A 16,567-nucleotide genomic window follows, 5' to 3' on the forward strand; every position below is an offset into this window, starting at 1 on the left:
CGTCCCCGCCCAGTCCAGAACCGTCATCCAGGTCCGGATCACCGCGCCGGCCCGCTCGGCGGCCTCCGTCAGCAGACGGGCGTACCGCGGGCCGGTCAGCGGGCGGGTCCAGGTGCCGAAGCCCCCGTGCGCGCAGTGCCGTGGTACCCCGCCGGCCTGCTGCTCCCGCTCCAGCACCGCCACCCGCCCGGCGCCGGTGGCGGCCAGCCGCGCGGCGGCGGCGAGTCCGGCCGGACCGGCGCCGACGACGAGGACGTCGACAAAACGAGAAGTCGCCCTCTCCGATCTCGGTCCCGTCGTACCCGGTCCCGTCGTACCCGGTCCCGTCGTTCCCGGTCCGGTCGTACCCGGTCCCGTCGTACCCGGTTCCGTCATGGTCGCCCCCTCTCGAACAGCTCCCGCACCGCCGCACCGCAGAAGAACCCCTGGCAGCGGCCCGCTCGGGCACGGGTGCGCCGGCGTAGGCCCCCCAGGGTGCGGGGCGGGATCGTGGCGGCGAGGGCGTCGCGGATCTCGCCGCGGGAGACGCGCTCGCAGTGGCAGACGAGGGTGCCGTACTCGGGGTCGGCGGCGATGAGTTCGGGCCGCTGGTAGGGGCGCGGGAAGGCCTCGCCCAGGTTGGGCATGGTCACCGGCTCCGGCTCACGCAGCGGGCCGAGGTCGAGCCCGGTGCCGGCCAGCAGGCCGGTGACATGGGCGGCGATGGCCATCGAGGCGGTCAGACCGGTGGAGCGGATCCCGCCGACGGTCACGTACCCGCGTTCGGGGTGGGCGGCGATGCGGTAGTCCTCCTGCCCGGTGGCCGCGCGCAGCCCGGCGTAGACGGCGGTGACCTCCTCGTCGACGAGGGCGGGCAGGATACGGCGGCCCTGGTCCCGCAGTCCGGCGAGGCCGTCGGCGGTCGAGCCGGTGGCCCGCTTGTCGTCCAGGTCCTCGGCGGTGGGGCCGAGCAGGACGTTGCCATAGACGGTGGGGGCCACCAGGACACCCTTGCCGAGCGCGGTCGGGACGGGCAGGAGGATGTGCCGGACGAGGGGGCGGGCGAGCTTGTCGTACACGAGGAGCTGGCCGCGGCGCGGGGTGACGGTGAAGTCCTCGTGACCGAGCAGCCGGTCGACGGTGTCGGCGTGCAGTCCGGCCGCGTTGACCAGGCGGCGGGCGTGCAGGGGGCCGCGGGAGGTGAGCAGCCGGTGGCTGTCGTTCTCCCAACTCACCCGGATCACCTTGGCGTTGAGGTGCAGATCCACTCCGGCGCGGACCGCCTGGGTGGCGTGCGCCAGGGTTGTCGTCCAGGGGCAGATGACGCTCTCGCCGGGCACGTGGAGGGCGCCGAGTGCTCCGGGGCCGAGGTGGGGTTCACGGGCGTACAGTTCGCCGGGGCCCAGCGGGCGTGTCTCGTGGTAGCCGTTGCGTTCGGCCTTCTCGGCCAGCCTGGGCAGTGCGGCCAGCTGCTCCTCGTCCCAGGCGACCAGCAGGGCGCCGACGCGTTCTACCGGGATGCCGGACTCGGCTGCGTAGGCGCCGAGCCGGTCGCAGCCCTCGCGGACCAGGCGGGCCTCCAGGGTGCCGGGTGCCGCGTCGAAACCGGTGTGCAGGATCGCCGTGTTGGCCTTGGAGGTGCCCTGGCCGACGTCGTCCTGGGCCTCGACCAGGGCGACGCTCAGGCGGGGGTGCCGGGAGAGTTCACGGGCGAGTGCGCAGCCGACGACGCCGGCGCCGGCGATCACCACGTCGTACATCCGTGAGGGCAGCGGGCCTGCCGCGGTGACGGTGACGGTCATCAGTCGAGCAGGGCCGCGACGGCGGTGCGGAAGCGGGCGCGGCGTTCGGCGGCCTGGTCGGCGCTGATGCGGGGTTCGTACACGGCGGCGGGCTTCCAGTCGGGCAGGGCCTGTTCGACACCCAGCGCGGGGTCCGCGCCCAGGCGGGCGAGGGCGGCCGCGCCGAGTGCGGTCGCGTCGGGCAGCGCGGATACCTCGACGGGGCGTTGCAGCAGGTCGGCCTGGGTCTGCATGAGCAGCGTCGAGCGGGTCAGGCCGCCGTCGACACGGAGCGTTTCCAGCGGTGCGCCGAGGTCGGCGGCGGCTGCGTCGGCGAGTTCGGCGACCTGGGCGGCGACGCCCTCGCACAGGGCGCGCACCAGATGGCCGGGGCCGGTGTCGAGGCCGAGTCCGGTGAGCGAGCCGCGTACCTCGCCGCGCCACCAGGGGGCGGCGAGTCCGGCGAGGGCGGGTACGAAGGTGACGCCGCCGCTGTCGGGGACGGAGCCGCCGACGGGGTCGAGGTCGGCGGCGGAGGAGATGATCCCGAGGTCGGTGAGCCAGCGGACGGCGGAGGCGACGGTGTAGACCTGGCCGTCCAGGCAGTAGCCGGTGTTTCCGGCGAGCCGCCAGGCCACGCAGCTGACCAGGCCGGAGGTGCCGCGCCGGGGGCGGTCGCCGGTGTGCGCGAGCAGGAACGCGCCGGTGCCGTACGTGCACTTGGCGGCGCCGGGTGCGGTGATGCGCTGGGCGAGCAGGGCTGCCTGCTGGTCCACGGCCAGACCGGTGAGCGGGATCTCGTGGCCGAACGCCGTGGTCGTGCCGATGTGCTGGGCGTTGTCGGTCACCTGCGGAAGCCGTTCCTCGGACAGGCCGTACACCTCCAGCGCCCGCGGCGACCACTGCGCGCGGTCCAGGTCGAGGAGCTGGGTACGGCCGGCGGTCGCGGCGTCGGTGGCGTAGGCGCCGGTGAGGCGGTGGACCAGCCAGGCGTCGGAGGTGGTGACGACGCCCTCGCGGGTGCGGTGGCGGCGGATCCAGGCCATCTTGGGCGCGGCGAAGTACGGGTCGAGAGGCAGTCCGGTCAGCTGCCGCAACTCCTCGGCGTGTGCGACGAGTTCGGCGCAGACGGTCTCGGCGCGCCGGTCCTGCCACACCAGGGCGTCGGTGAGCGGGCGGCCGTCGGCCGGGTCCCAGGCGAGGACGGTCTCACCCTGGTTGGCCAGGCCCAGCGCCACGACGTCCACGCCGGCCGCGGCGAGCGCCTGCCGGCCGGCGGCGACCACGGAGCCGTACAGCTCGGCCGGGTCCACCTCGGCCATTCCGCCGGGCAGATACCGGGGGCGGACCTCGGCGAAGCCGGAGCCCAGCACGCCGCGTTCCGGGCACACGACGAGGGCCTTGGTGCCGGACGTGCCCTGATCGACGGCGAGCACCGGACCGGTCATCGCGCCTTCCCCCGCTCCGCACCGAAGATCCACTCCATACCGAAGATCACTGCGTCAGCCTGCCGCCGTGCCGCACCCGGCGTCAAGCACCTCCGGATATCCAACTTGCCTGCATAAATACTTGAGTTGGCAACAATGGCAAGGCGGAACCCGCCCCTCTATAGTGACCGCCGACCAGCGCGCCACCCCACCATCGCCGCCCACAGGAGTGCTGTTGCTACGCCACCCCGCCCCGCCCGTGCGCCCGTGGCCCGGGGCCGCCGGCTGATGGCCAGAGAAGGACCCCGTCCCTCCTACGACCCAGCCGGCCCCGACCAGGCCCTGCGCGCCGCGCTGCAGGACCTGCGCACCGGCCGCTGGATGGCCATGCGCGCGCTGCTCGCGGACACCGCGCCCGGGTGGCAGTGGACCCAGCGCACCCAGGTCCTCGCAGCGGCCGCGGCCGGCACCGATGTGGTGCGCGCGTGGCTCGTGGAGGATCCGGGCAGCGTCCACGCCGCGGTGATGCACGCGCGGGTCGGCGTGGAGCGGGCGCTGCGGGCCCAGCGGGAGAAGCACCTGCGCACCCACGAGCTGTGGATCGAGGCCTGGGACGCCGCCCAGTCCGCCACCCGGATCGCCCCGCGGGACCCCGTGCCCTGGGTGTGCCTGCTCGCGCTCGCCCAGCTGGATCCGGAGCAGCGCTGGGAGGAGCACCGGGAGGCCGCGCCCGAGCCGATGCTGCCGCCCGGCCCCTGGGGGCTGCTGGCCGAGGCCGGCCGGCGCGACCCGTACAACCGCGAGGCCCACCACCGGATGCTCCAGTTCCTGTACGCGCGCGGCGGCTCGGGCCGGCTCGCGGAGGCCGCCGGCTATGCGCAGTGGGCGGCCGGGCGGGCACCGGCCGGTTCCGCGCTGCATGTGCTGCCGCTGTACGTCCGCGTCGAGCGCTACCGGCGCGACAGCGGGCACGACGCGGCGCTCGACCTGCACTGGGTGGCGGAGGACGCGGCGCGCGAGGCGGAGCGTGCTCTGCGCTCCTGGTTCGAGCAGACGCACCGTGCCGAGCGCTCCCTGCTGGACCTCAACCATCTGGCGCACGCCCTGTGGGGCTCGCTGCAGTTCCCCGACGCTGCGCGGGTGTTCGACGCCATCGGCCCGTACTTCACACCCCCGCCCTGGATGTACCGCACGCCCGACCGGGGCCGTGCCGTGGAGGTCTTCACCCAGGCCCGGGAGCGCTGCCGGGCCGCCGCGGACGGCTCCCGCCCCTGAAAGTCCCGGAAAGTCACTGAAGGTCCTGAACACGCCCTGTTCTCAAGCCCGTTGACCCGGAGGTCCCCCGCATGTCCCCCAACCCCGATCCCTCGCCCGCCCCGGGCCTGCCCCAGCAGGACGAGGAGCGGCGGCTGCGCGAACTCGGCTACCGGCCGGTGCTGGCCCGCCGCATGGGCGGCTTCGGCAATTTCGCGATCAGCTTCTCGGTGATCTCGATCCTGTCCGGCTGCATGACCCTGTACGGCTTCGGCCTGAACACCGGCGGCCCGGCCGTGATGCTGTGGGGCTGGGCGGGCGTCGGCCTGTTCGTGCTGTGCGTCGGCCTGGCGCTCGCCGAGGTCACCAGTGCCTATCCGACGTCCGGCGCGCTGTACTACATGGCCGACCGGCTCGGCGGCCGGCGCTGGGGCTGGTACACCGGCTGGCTGAATCTGCTCGGTCTGCTCGGCGCGATCGCCGGCATCGACTACGGCGCGGCACTGTTCACCGGCGCCTTCGCGAACCTGCGGTGGGGCTTCACCCCGACGCCCGGCAGGACCATGCTGATCTTCTGCGCCATCCTCCTGCTGCACGCGGTGCTGAACCTGTTCGGCGTCCGCCTGGTCAGCCTGCTCAACTCGGTCAGCGTGTGGTGGCACCTGGCGGGCGTCGCGCTCATCGTCGGCGCGCTCGCGATCGTCCCCGGCCACCACCAGTCGGCGTCCTTCGTGTTCACGAAGTTCGTCAACGAGACCGGCTGGCACAACCCGGTCTACGTGGCGGCCATCGGCCTGCTCCTCGCGCAGTACACCTTCTCCGGCTACGACGCCTCCGCCCACCTCTCCGAGGAGACCTCGCAGGCCTCGGTGTTCGCGGCGCGCGGCATCGTACGGTCCATCTGGGCGTCCTGGGTCGCCGGCTTCGTCCTGCTCGCCGGACTGACCTTCGCCATCCAGGACTACGACGCCACGCGCAACACCGCCACGGGTGTGCCGCCCGCGCAGATCCTGCTCGACGGCCTCGGCACGGACGGCGCGAGCGCGCTGCTCCTGGTGGTGATCATCGCCCAGCTGTTCTGCGGCAACGCCGAGGTCGCCGCGGCCAGCCGGATGGTGTTCGCGTTCAGCCGGGACGGCGCGCTGCCCGGCTCGCACCTGTGGCGCAAGGTGAGCAGCCGCACCCAGACCCCGGTCGCCGCCGTCTGGCTGGCCGTCGTCGTGGCGGGCGTCCTCGCCCTGCCGTCCCTGTACTCGGCGACGGCGTACAACGCGGTGACCGCCATCAACGTCATCGGCATCACCCCCGCCTACGCCATCCCGGTGCTGCTGCGGCTGCGCGCGGGCGACCGTTTCCAGCCGGGGCCGTGGCATCTGGGCCGCTGGAGCAGGCCGATCGGCTGGATCGCGGTGATCTGGGTGGTCTGTGTGACCGTGCTGTTCTGTCTGCCGCAGGCCTCGCCGGTCACCGTCGACTCGATGAACTACGCCTCGGTGGCCCTCGCCGTCGTCCTGGCCCTCGCGAGCGTCTGGTGGTACGTCGCCCGCCGCGCGTACGGCACCCCCACCGCCGCCGCGTACGGCAGCGACCGCGACCAGGCCGAACTCGCGGAGGGCATCATCTGAGCCGGCCGTCCGGCGAGCGCCGGTGCGGGTGCGAACCGGTGTTCCTGATACGGCAGGATGAACGATCGCGCCGGTCACGGGAGTTCCCCGGCCGGCGCGTTCGCACATCCCGCACATCGACAGGTGACCACGTGACGACACTTCACAACTCCGCAAGCGGCCCATGCCCCGGAGGTGACCGGTGAACCGTGCGCTGACCCTGGACGACCTCGTCCTCGCCGGTATCTCGGTCGCGGCGGGCCTGCTGCTCGCCTTCCTGTCCCGCACCCTGCTGCGCTGGCTGGCCAAGCACGCCAAGCGGACGAAGTGGAGCGGCGACGACGTCATCGTGGACGCGCTGCGCTCGGTCGTGCCGTGGGCGGCCATCGCGGGCGGCGCGGCGGCGGCAGCGGCCGTACTACCGCTGACGCGCACGGTGCAGCACCACACCGACCAGTTCCTGGAGGTGTGGCTGATCCTCGTGGTGACCCTGTCCGCGGCCCGGGTGATCTCCGGCCTGGTCCACACGGTCACCCAGTCCCGCTCGGGCGTGGCGGGCTCGGCGACCATCTTCGTCAACATCACCCGCGTCCTGGTCCTGGCGATCGGCTTCCTGGTCGTCCTCCAGACGCTCGGAATCTCCATCGCACCCTTGCTGACCGCCCTCGGTGTCGGCGGCCTGGCGGTGGCCCTCGCCCTCCAGGACACCCTCGCCAACCTCTTCGCGGGCATCCACATCCTGGCGTCCAAGACGGTCCAGCCCGGCGACTACATCCGGCTCAGCAGCGGCGAGGAGGGGTATGTCGTCGACATCAACTGGCGCCAGACGACGGTCCGCCAGCTCTCCAACAACCTGGTGGTCATCCCCAACGGCCAGCTCGCCAAGGCCAACATGACCAACTACACGCATCCCGAGCAGCGGTTGACGATCCTGGTGCAGGTCGGGGTGGGCTACGACGCCGACCTGGAGCATGTGGAGCGGGTGACGGCCGAGGTCGTCGCGGAGGTCATGCGGGAGGTCGAGGGCGCCGTCCCGGACCACGAGCCCGCCATCCGCTTCCACACCTTCGGCGACTCCCGGATCGGCTTCACGGTGATCCTCGGCGTCGGCGAGTTCAGCGACCAGTACCGCATCAAGCACGAGTTCATCAAGCGCCTCCACCGCCGCTACCGCGCGGAGGGCATCTCGGTCCCGGCCCCCACCCGCACGGTGTCCCTGCAGCAGGGGGCGGTGGTGATTCCGCAGCAGCGCAGCGGGGAGGACATGGTCTCGGGGGGCGTCGAGTAGCTCGTATGCCGCGGGTCGGGGCAGGGCAGGGCTGAGGCGCTGCCCCGCCCGCCGGGCAGATCGGAGCAGCGTCGCGGAGTCCTCGTGCCCATGGCCGCCGCGCCTGCTGTGCGGGGCCGTGAGGGACGAGGTGACCGGGGTCACCGTCCAGTCGGGGTGGCCCGGCATGCGCGGGGTCCTCGTGCCGCAGAGCCAGTCGCGCAGGAAGCCGGACAGGTCCTGGCCGGAGATCTCCGAGGTGAGGGCGATGTAGTCCTCCGTGGTCGCCGAGGAGCTGCGGCACCGGTCCAGGAAGCCGCGCTCGATCGCGTGGAAGACGTCCTCGCCGACGACCTGCAAGCCGACGTTCCTTTCCTGATGGTGCAGGAAGCTCGGCTTCTGGAGCTCTCTCCCGGGTAACCCCGTGAGACTCCCGTCCGGATCGCTCCGACGGGTTTGACGGCGTGTGAGTCACCGCAGCACAACGCCAGGAGTCGCCCCTGTCGCCCAGGCCGTGTGCGGGAGGGTGCGGCGCGGGTCGGCGGAGTAGGTGACGGAGACGGTCGCCGCCGCGTTCGCCGGGAGCGGCCGGGCGGGGGTGATCGGCAGCTTCTCGTCCGCCTGCTCGCGGCCGGCCGGGCCGTCGCAGACGGACACGGAACGTATGTCCAGGCCGAGCGCGTCGAGGGAGAAACGGCTCAGCCGAGCGCCGGGAAGACCGGGTCGCCGAGGGTCTGCGGGCCGGGCTCCCCGCTCCGTCTGCCGGTACCGGCCGCCCGGGCCGGGGAGCCGACGGTCAGCGCCGTGGCGGTGCCGAGGAGGGCCGCCGCCGGGGCCGTCACTCTGCTGCGATATCTCATGGTCTGGTCGGTCCGGCCGCCGGGCGGTGGCGATCACCGGTGGTCGGCGGGTGATCGCTTGTCATGACCACTGGAGGCGGGTTCCGGTCGCACCGGCACGCCGACTTTTCCGGCCGGGACCCCTGTCGAGCCGACCCCGATCACGAGATATCTTGATGTCGAGCAATGTTGCAGACGTGGAGCGGAGCACCCGGTGACTGACTCGACCATCATCTACACCTACACAGACGAGGCGCCGGCCCTGGCGACGCATTCGTTCCTGCCGGTGATCCAGGCGTACGCCTCGCAGGCCGGTGTCCCCGTGACGACCCGGGACATCTCGCTGGCCGGACGCATCATCGCCCACTTCCCCGAGTACCTGAACGAGGACCAGCGCATCCCGGACGCGCTGGCCGAGCTGGGTGACCTGGCCAAGACTCCCGAGGCCAACATCGTCAAGCTGCCGAACATCTCGGCGTCCATCCCGCAGCTGCGCGCCGCCGTCGCCGAGCTGCAGGGCAAGGGCTACGCCCTGCCGGACTACCCGGACGACCCGAAGACCGACGAGGAGCGCGAGATCCGCGCCCGCTACGACAAGGTCAAGGGCTCCGCGGTCAACCCGGTGCTGCGTGAGGGCAACTCCGACCGCCGTGCCCCGGCGTCGGTGAAGAACTACGCCAAGACCCACCCGCACCGCATGGGCGCCTGGACCCCCGAGTCCAAGACCAATGTGGCGACGATGGGCGAGAACGACTTCGCCTCCACCGAGAAGTCCGTGGTGATCGCCGAGGACACCACCCTCCGCTTCGAGCTGGTCGGCGCGGACGGCTCCACCACCGAGCTGCGCGCGCCCCTGCCCGTCATCGCCGGCGAGGTTGTCGACGCCGCCGTGCTGCGCGTCGCCGCGCTGCGCGATTTCCTCGCCGCGCAGGTCGCCCGCGCCAAGCAGGAGGGCGTCCTGTTCTCCGTGCACCTGAAGGCCACGATGATGAAGGTCTCCGACCCGATCATCTTCGGTCACGTGGTGCGCGCCTTCTTCCCGAAGACGTTCGCGCAGTACGGCGAGACCCTCAAGGCGGCCGGCCTCACCCCGAACGACGGCCTCGGCGGCATCCTCAAGGGCCTGGAGAACCTGCCCGAGGGCGCCGAGATCAAGGCCTCCTTCGACGCCGGGCTGGCCGAGGGCCCGGCTCTCGCCATGGTCGACTCCGACAAGGGCATCACCAACCTGCACGTGCCGTCCGACGTGATCGTGGACGCCTCCATGCCCGCGATGATCCGCACCTCCGGCCACATGTGGGGCCCCGACGGCCAGGAGGCCGACACCCTCGCGGTCCTGCCGGACCACAGCTACTCCGGCGTCTACCAGGCCGTCATCGAGGACTGCCGCGCGAACGGCGCCTTCGACCCGGCCACCATGGGCTCCGTGCCGAACGTCGGCTTGATGGCACAGAAGGCCGAGGAGTACGGCTCCCACGACAAGACCTTCGAGATCCCGGCCGCCGGCACGGTCCGCCTGGTCGACGCCGCCGGCACTGTCGTGCTGGAGCAGGCCGTCGCCGAGGGCGACATCTTCCGCGCCTGCCAGACCAAGGACGCCCCGATCCGCGACTGGGTCAAGCTGGCCGTCACCCGCGCCCGCGCCACCGGCGACCCGGCGGTGTTCTGGCTGGACGAGAACCGCGGCCACGACGCGGTGCTGATCGAGAAGGTCAAGGCGTACCTGCCGGAGCACGACACCGAGGGCCTGGACATCCGCGTCCTGTCTCCGGTCGAGGCCACCAAGCTGTCGGTGGAGCGCATCCGCCGCGGCGAGAACACCATCTCGGTCACCGGCAACGTCCTGCGTGACTACCTGACCGACCTGTTCCCGATCCTGGAGCTGGGCACCAGCGCCAAGATGCTGTCGGTCGTCCCGCTGATGGCGGGCGGCGGCCTGTTCGAGACGGGCGCCGGCGGCTCCGCGCCCAAGCACGTCCAGCAGCTGGTCAAGGAGAACTACCTGCGCTGGGACTCCCTCGGCGAGTTCTTCGCCCTGGTGCCGTCCTTCGAGCAGTACGCCGAGGCCACCGGCAACGCCGGCGCCAAGGTCCTCGCCGGCACCCTCGACCGCGCCACGGCGACCTTCCTCAACGAGGACAAGTCCCCGACCCGCCGCATCGGCGGCATCGACAACCGCGGCAGCCACTTCTATCTGTCCCTGTACTGGGCGCAGGAGCTGGCCAAGCAGACCGACGACGCCGACCTGGCCAAGGCCTTCGCGCCGCTCGCCGAGACCCTCGCCGCGAACGAGCAGAAGATCGTGGACGAGCTGCTCGCGGTCCAGGGCTCCCCGGCGGACATCGGCGGCTACTACCAGGTCGACAAGGCCAAGGCGGACGCGGTCATGCGCCCGTCGGCCACCTGGAACGAGGCTCTGGCGTCCCTGAGCTGATGCCTGTGACGCTTCCGCCGTCGCACTGAACTCCGCCCCGGCCGGTGACTTCCGGCCGGGGCGGAGCCGTCTGCGGCGCAAGGGGAGCGGCTGTGCGGGAGTTGAACAGCTGACGCGCATGAGGCTCCCGATGTGGCACCTTGCCCCCTGACCCCGACCCCTTGGAGCAGCCGTGGCCACCCCGCCCGTCCCCTCGTACACACTCCTCCCCGGTGCCCCCGAGTCGCCCGTGCTGCTGCATGTGCCGCATTCGGCGCGGGGGATCCCGGCGGAGGCGCGCCGGGGGATCGTGCTGGACGACGGTGCGCTGGAGCGGGAGCTGGACCACATCACGGACGCGCACACCGCCGAGCTGGCCGAGCGGGCCGCTGCCTTGGCCGCCGTCCGGCCCTGGCGGTTCGTGAACCGGCTGTCCCGGCTGGTCGTGGACCCGGAGCGGTTCCCGGACGAGCGGGAGGAGATGACGGCAGTCGGCATGGGCGCCGTGTACACGCGGACCACGCACCGGGCCGAGCTGCGGCCCGCGGACGCCGATCCGGAACCGCTGCTGGCCCGGTACTTCCGACCGTACGCGCGGGCCATGGCCGAGGCGGTCGCGGACCGGCTGGCCGCGACCGGACGGGCCGTGGTGATCGACGTGCACTCCTATCCGAGCGAGCCGCTCCCCTACGAGCTGCACGGCGACGGACTGCGGCCCCCGGTGTGCCTGGGCACGGACGCCTTCCACACCCCGCCGGAGCTGGCCGAGGCGGCCCGCACGGCGTTCGCGGTCTTCGGGGAGACGGGACTGGACAGCCCCTTCGCCGGTACGTACGTACCGCTGGAGTTCCACGGCACCGACGCCCGGGTCGGTGCGCTGATGGTGGAGATACGGAGGGACGTCTATATGGCCGAGCCGGGCGGACCGGCAGGGCCGGGCCTGGACCGCCTGGCCACAGCGCTGGCCGCACTCGTCGACACAGCCTGAGCGCCCCGAAGGGGCGCGGGGCTGTGTCTGATACGCGGCTACCGCCGCGTGGGCGCGATCGACCACAACGACGCCGCAGACGCCCGACGACACTTCACGGCACCCCATGAGGCGCCCCGGCCCCCACCTGGAGCACTCCCACAGGACAGCCGCCGCTCCCCATACCAGTGTGGTGTCCATGACCGAGGAGACCACGCTCACCGGGCAGGCCCCGCCGCCCGTACGGGACTGGAGCACACCCGACCTGGACGGGACCGACTTCGACCCGGTCCTCGCCGACCTGATGCGCGAGGGTCCGCTGACCCGGATCCGGCTGCCGTTCGGCGAGGGCTGGGCGTGGCTGGCGACCCGCTACGACGACGTGAAGCTGATCACCAACGATCCGCGCTTCGGCCGTACCGAGGTGACGCACCGTCAGGTGACCCGGATGGCGCCGAACTTCGCGCCCCGTCCGGGCTCGCTCGCCTGGGCCGACCAGCCCGACCACAACCGGCTGCGCAAGCCGGTCGCCGGTGCCTTCACGGTGAGCGCGATGAAGCGGCTGCGGCCCCGCGCGCAGGCCGTCCTGGACGAGCTGGTGGAGGGTGTCGTACAGGACGGGCCGCCGGCCGACCTGATCGAGCGGGTGCTGGAGCCGTTCCCGCTCACCGTGGTCAGTGAGGTGATGGGCGTGCCCGCCGCCGACCGGGGGCAGGTGCACGCCTGGACCCGGGAGATCATCTCCACCAACGGCGTCGAGGCGGCCGGCCGGGCCAAGGACGGCCTGTACGGGTGGATCACCGCGACCGTCCGGGCCCGTGCCGCGAGCCCGGGCGAGGACGTCTACTCGATGCTCGGCGGGGCCGTGGCGCGCGGCGAGATCAGCGAGGCGGAGGCCGTCGGGCTGGCCGGCCCGCTGCAGATCGGCGGCGAGGCCGTGACGCACAACTGCGGGCAGATGCTGTATCTGATGCTGACGCGGCCGGAGTTGATGGAGCGGATGCGGGCGCGTCCCGAGGCGCGCGGCCCGGTGCTGGACGAGCTGTTCCGGTGGATCCCGCACCGCAGCTCCGTCGGGCTGGCCCGGATCGCGCTGGAGGACGTGGAGATCGCCGGCCACCGGATCGCCGCGGGCGAGCCGGTCTACGTCTCCTACCTCGCCGCCAACCGCGACCCGGCCGTCTTCCCGGACCCGGACCGCATCGACCCCGACCGCGATCCGAACCCGCACGTGGCGTTCGGCAACGGCCCGCACTTCTGCACCGGCACCGTGCTGGCCCGGCTGCAGACCGAGCTGCTGGTCGACACGCTGCTGGACCGGCTGCCCGGGCTGCGGCTCGCGGTACCGGCCGAGCAGGTGCGGTGGCGGCACCGGACGATGATCCGCGGCCCGCAGACGCTGCCCGTGACCTGGTCCGCCTGACCGGCTACCGGCCCGGTCGCCTGACCGGGTTCAGGTCCGCAGCCACTCGGTGACGATCACCTCCGCGCCGGTCCGCAGCCTGAGCGCGAACGGACCGGCCGGCGTGGTGTCACTGGTGAAGCGCCCGAGAGTGTCGACCGCGACCGGGCGGACGGTCTGCGGTCCGCCGAGCACCTCGATACGCGCCGACCGCGGCGGCAGCACCTGCCCGATCAGCCCGTCCTCGGTGACCTCGACGTCCACGGTGACCTCGCCCGCGCGGAACGTCAGCATCCGCGGTGCGTCCGTGACCCCGCGCACCGGCAGCGCGTCCACGAGCGAGTCGAAGGTCAGCTCGGCGATCTTCGCGTCCAGGTCGTGCAAGGCGTAGGCGTCCAGGGCCAGTTGGCGCAGGACATCCGGCACCGGGTCCAGGACCGCGGCGGCCTGGCGCAGCTCCTCCTCCAGCAGTCCGTCCGCCTCCTCGTCGTCCGCCGGGCCCTCCTCGGGCACTTCGTCGTCGTAACCGCTCATGCCGCACCTCGTGCGTTCATCCGGGCCCGCAGCCGGCGCAGACAGCGCTGCCGCAGGGGTCCGATACTGCCGACCGCGATACCGAGCGCGGCCGAGACCTCCACATAGCTGGGCGGCGGGGAGGCCACCAGCACGCGCAGCAACTGCCGGCAGCGCTCCCCCAGTCCGTCCAGCTCCTGCCACAGGCGGCGTAACCGCTCGGCCCGGTCCGCCGCCTCCTCCGAAGCGATCAGCGACTCCTCCGGGGTCTGCTCCTCGCTGGCCCGGTCCAGCACGCGCGGGTCGTCCGTCAGCGTCAGCCGGGCCACCGCCTTGAGCACCTTCAGACACTCGTTGCGGGCCGTGCTGGCCAGCCACGCACCGGCCTTGTCGGGCTCGCGGATACGGCCCAGGTGCTGGGCGAAGCGGAACCACACGGTCTGGTAGACCTCGTGCCCGTCGGCGTCGGAGAGCCGGTGCGCGCGCACCACCGACCACACCAGCGGACTCATCCCCTCCACCAGCGCCTTCCAGGCCGCGGCGTCTCCGTCGACGGCGGACTGGACCAGCGCGCCGACCTCTGTGCGGTCCACGGCTCCACCCTTCGTGTACGGCACGTCATCGTACGCCGTGGAGCGGAGCGTCCCGGACCTCATACGGGCACGGCCGGGTCGACGACCGGCGCCGGGCGCCAGGTGGGCGGCCGGAGCACCGTGACGCGTGCCCCGCGCACCTCGGCGCGGTGCGTGGCCGACGCCAGCAGCCGGTCGCGGGCGGCGCGCGGGTCGCGCTCCTGGTACGCCGTCATCCGCGCGGCGACGAGCCCCGCGACGACCGGTGTGGCGAAGGAGGTGCCGCTCCACTGCGCGAGCCCGTCGAACATCACCTGGTGCGGCTTGGCGCCGGTGCTCTCCCGGCCCTCGCTCAACGCGCCGGTGTGGCGCGGGAACTGGCAGGTGCAGGAGTAGTCGAAGCCGAACCGGCAGGCGTCGTAGGTGGAGTGCTGGTAGACGTACGGCACGGGCGCGGCGAAGCCGGTGAGGGCGCTGGTGAGACGCTCGCCCGGGGCGAAGACCCGCACCCAGGGGCCGTGGTTGCTGAAGCAGGCCTCGCTCTCGCCGTCCGCACTCAGCGCGCCGACCGACACCACGCTGTCCTCGTACTCGGGCAGGCCGGCGTAGGCGGCGGGCCAGAACCGCGCGTTGCTGGAGTTGTTGCCGGCGGCGGCCACCAGCAGGGTGCGCCGCTCGCGCAGTGCCCGCATGAACGCCTCCAGGCCGATGAGCCCGTCGGCGCCCTCGGTGGTGGTGCCGGCCGAGAGGCTGATGATGTCGGGCCAGCCGTCCTCGTCGACCGCCTCGAAGAGCCGGGCGCCGAACTCGGACTCCAGGATCGCGCCCGCGTCGTTCATGGTGTTGCGGACGGTCACGTTGGTATTGGGTGCGACGGCCGCGAGGATCCCGGCGATGAACGTGCCGTGCCCGGAGTACTGGCGCAGCACCCCGTCGGCGTCGGTCTCGGCCGGCTGGGTGTCGCCCGTGGTGTGGGCGAGCAGCGGGTAGTCGCGGTGGTCGTGCACCAGGCCGGTGTCGAGCACGAGGACCCGGGCGGCGCTGTCCGCGTCGTAACGGCCCTCGGCAGCGGCCGGGTTGGGCGGCTGGGTGCGCGGCACGGGCACCGGCTCGTCGCTCGGGCAGGCGTTGACCGCGATGTGCACGACGTGGTTACGGCCGACCAGGCGGCGGCCCTGGCGGTCCTCGGCCTCCCGCAGGGCGCGCAGGGCGTGCGGGACGGTGTCGGTGCCCTCGGTGGGGTCGCCGATCCGGATGCGGGTCACTCCGGTGCGGTTGGTGTGCGGGCCGTCCCGGCGCACATGGTCGGGGACGAGTCCCTCCGTCGCGGTGAAGTGGGCGCGCACGGTGTCCTCGACGACCCGGGCCTCCTCGCCGTCCCGGGCGAGCACCACGCCCTTCTCGTACAGGAAGTGCGCGGTGTCGTCGTCGTACGGGCCCAGCGCCAGGGCGACATCGGGCATCGCCCGCTGGATGTGATCGAACTGCTCGTGGAAACGCTGTGGTGCCATGGTGTCTCCTCCCCCGACAAGACGGTGTTCGACAGTGAGAGCCGTGGGGCCACCGTCTGATACAGCAGGCCACTACCATGCGAGACGTGACAGCGGAAGGCGAGTCGGTTCTCGAACTGCTGCCCTTGGTGTTCGCCGACCCCGGCGAGGCCCGGGCGCGCGCGGAACAGGTGCTGCGGGCCGGTCCGCAGCCGCTGCCCGCCAGCGTCGCCCACCAGGTACTGGGCATCTGGCAGCGGGACTTCGGCGATCTGCGGATCGCGTTACGGCATCTGCGCCGCGCCCGGGACCTGGCCGCGCGCGCCGAGTCGGCCGACCGCGAGGCGGATGTGCTCGCGACGCTGGGGGTCGCACTGGTGCACGCGGGGCGCACGCGGCAGGGGCTCACGTCCTTCGAGCGGGGTGTCGCGCGCGGTACCGGACACACCCGGGCCCGGGTGCTGTACCGGCGGGCGTACGTGTGGTGGGTGCTGGGCCGGCACCGGGAGGCGCTGGAGGACGTACGGCGGGCACTGCCCGTGCTGAGGCAGGTCGGGGACGACATCTGGACCGCGCGGGCGCTGACCCTGCGGGCCACCGTCCATCTGGCGCTCGGCGCGGTGGACCGGGCGGTCGCGGACTTCACGGCGGCGGAGCGGCTGTGGGACACGACGGGGCAGGAGCACGACAAGGCGGACGCGGTGGAGAGCCGGGGCCTCGCCGCGTTCCGGTCCGGGGACATCCCGGCGGCGCTGCGGCTGCTGGACGAGGCCGAGGAGCGGTACGCGAAACTCGGCACGCCCACCTACATGCTGTCCATCCGGCGCTGCGAGGTGCTGATGGCGGCCGGGCTGGCCCCGGAGGCGCTCGCCGAGGCGGACGCGACGATCGCGCTGCTGGACCGGATCGGCGGGCAGTCGACCCGCAAGGCCGAGCTGCTGCTGGCGGCCGCGCGGGCCGCCCGCTCGGCCGGGGACGCGCACACCGCGATAGCCCGCGCCGCCGTCGCCGTACGGCTGTTCGCCGCACAGCGGCGGACGTGGTGGGAGACGCACGCCC

15 protein-coding genes are annotated in these 16,567 nt (G+C 72.8%); 7 read left to right on the top strand and 8 right to left on the bottom strand.

All coding sequences use genetic code 11. The features are described from left to right. From M878_RS47090 to M878_RS55655, 3 genes are all read right to left on the bottom strand, one after another. Positions 1–375: FAD-dependent oxidoreductase (locus M878_RS47090; RefSeq protein ID WP_031224216.1), on the bottom strand; the 375-nt coding region annotated here is incomplete at its 3' end. After that, entirely contained in the window at positions 372–1,781 is a 1,410-nt protein-coding gene (locus M878_RS55650; RefSeq protein WP_023545173.1) for an FAD-dependent oxidoreductase, read from the bottom strand. The genes M878_RS47090 and M878_RS55650, both read right to left, overlap by 4 nt. Continuing rightward, positions 1,781–3,208: an FGGY family carbohydrate kinase gene (locus tag M878_RS55655; RefSeq protein ID WP_023545174.1), complete on the bottom strand. Its 1,428-nt coding sequence runs from the start codon at positions 3,206–3,208 to the stop codon at positions 1,781–1,783. The genes M878_RS55650 and M878_RS55655 overlap by 1 nt, the downstream gene beginning before the upstream one ends. A gap of 267 nt (positions 3,209–3,475) precedes the next feature. On the opposite strand from M878_RS55655, the gene M878_RS55660 reads away from it, so the two are divergent. From M878_RS55660 to M878_RS55670, 3 genes are all read left to right on the top strand, one after another. Continuing rightward, the gene (locus M878_RS55660) at positions 3,476–4,462 is read left to right on the top strand and encodes a hypothetical protein (protein ID WP_031224217.1); all 987 of its coding nucleotides are present in this window, start codon (positions 3,476–3,478) and stop codon (positions 4,460–4,462) included. Between the two features lie 71 nt (positions 4,463–4,533). Further along, entirely contained in the window at positions 4,534–6,066 is a 1,533-nt protein-coding gene (locus M878_RS55665) for an amino acid permease (protein ID WP_023545176.1), read from the top strand. 181 nt (positions 6,067–6,247) lie between these two features. Next, on the top strand, positions 6,248–7,333 hold the full coding sequence (locus M878_RS55670) for a mechanosensitive ion channel family protein (protein ID WP_023545177.1): 1,086 nt from the start codon (positions 6,248–6,250) through the stop codon (positions 7,331–7,333). A 450-nt stretch (positions 7,334–7,783) separates the two neighbouring features. On the opposite strand, the gene M878_RS000000101340 is transcribed toward M878_RS55670, so the two are convergent. Next, complete coding sequence (locus tag M878_RS000000101340; protein WP_023545180.1) at positions 7,784–7,969, bottom strand: hypothetical protein; 186 nt, start codon at positions 7,967–7,969, stop codon at positions 7,784–7,786. A gap of 41 nt (positions 7,970–8,010) precedes the next feature. After that, a complete protein-coding gene (locus M878_RS000000101345) occupies positions 8,011–8,172 on the bottom strand; it encodes a hypothetical protein (protein WP_209445497.1) in 162 nt (53 codons plus the stop codon). 193 nt (positions 8,173–8,365) lie between these two features. Here M878_RS000000101345 and M878_RS55680 point away from each other — a divergent pair, with 193 nt between their 5' ends. From M878_RS55680 to M878_RS55690, 3 genes are all read left to right on the top strand, one after another. Continuing rightward, entirely contained in the window at positions 8,366–10,585 is a 2,220-nt protein-coding gene (locus M878_RS55680) for an NADP-dependent isocitrate dehydrogenase (protein ID WP_023545182.1), read from the top strand. A 172-nt stretch (positions 10,586–10,757) separates the two neighbouring features. Next, positions 10,758–11,552: an N-formylglutamate amidohydrolase gene (locus M878_RS55685; RefSeq protein WP_023545183.1), complete on the top strand. Its 795-nt coding sequence runs from the start codon at positions 10,758–10,760 to the stop codon at positions 11,550–11,552. Positions 11,553–11,730: 178 nt separating this feature from the next. Then, on the top strand, positions 11,731–12,954 hold the full coding sequence (locus tag M878_RS55690) for a cytochrome P450 (protein WP_023545184.1): 1,224 nt from the start codon (positions 11,731–11,733) through the stop codon (positions 12,952–12,954). A 30-nt stretch (positions 12,955–12,984) separates the two neighbouring features. On the opposite strand, the gene M878_RS55695 is transcribed toward M878_RS55690, so the two are convergent. The 3 genes from M878_RS55695 to M878_RS55705 are packed head-to-tail and all read right to left on the bottom strand — an operon-like array spanning position 12,985 to position 15,529. Next, the gene (locus M878_RS55695) at positions 12,985–13,467 is read right to left on the bottom strand and encodes a hypothetical protein (RefSeq protein WP_023545185.1); all 483 of its coding nucleotides are present in this window, start codon (positions 13,465–13,467) and stop codon (positions 12,985–12,987) included. After that, on the bottom strand, positions 13,464–14,102 hold the full coding sequence (locus tag M878_RS55700) for an RNA polymerase sigma factor (RefSeq protein WP_023545186.1): 639 nt from the start codon (positions 14,100–14,102) through the stop codon (positions 13,464–13,466). Before M878_RS55700 ends, M878_RS55695 begins: the two co-directional genes overlap by 4 nt. Further along, on the bottom strand, positions 14,099–15,529 hold the full coding sequence (locus M878_RS55705) for a S8/S53 family peptidase (protein ID WP_023545187.1): 1,431 nt from the start codon (positions 15,527–15,529) through the stop codon (positions 14,099–14,101). The genes M878_RS55700 and M878_RS55705 overlap by 4 nt, the downstream gene beginning before the upstream one ends. A 77-nt stretch (positions 15,530–15,606) precedes the next feature. On the opposite strand from M878_RS55705, the gene M878_RS47095 reads away from it, so the two are divergent. Next, the coding region (locus tag M878_RS47095; protein ID WP_023545188.1) for a tetratricopeptide repeat protein at positions 15,607–16,567 on the top strand (961 nt) is incomplete at its 3' end.

The sequence above is a fragment of the Streptomyces roseochromogenus subsp. oscitans DS 12.976 genome (assembly GCF_000497445.1).
In the GTDB taxonomy this organism is placed as follows: Bacteria; Actinomycetota; Actinomycetes; order Streptomycetales; family Streptomycetaceae; genus Streptomyces; species Streptomyces oscitans.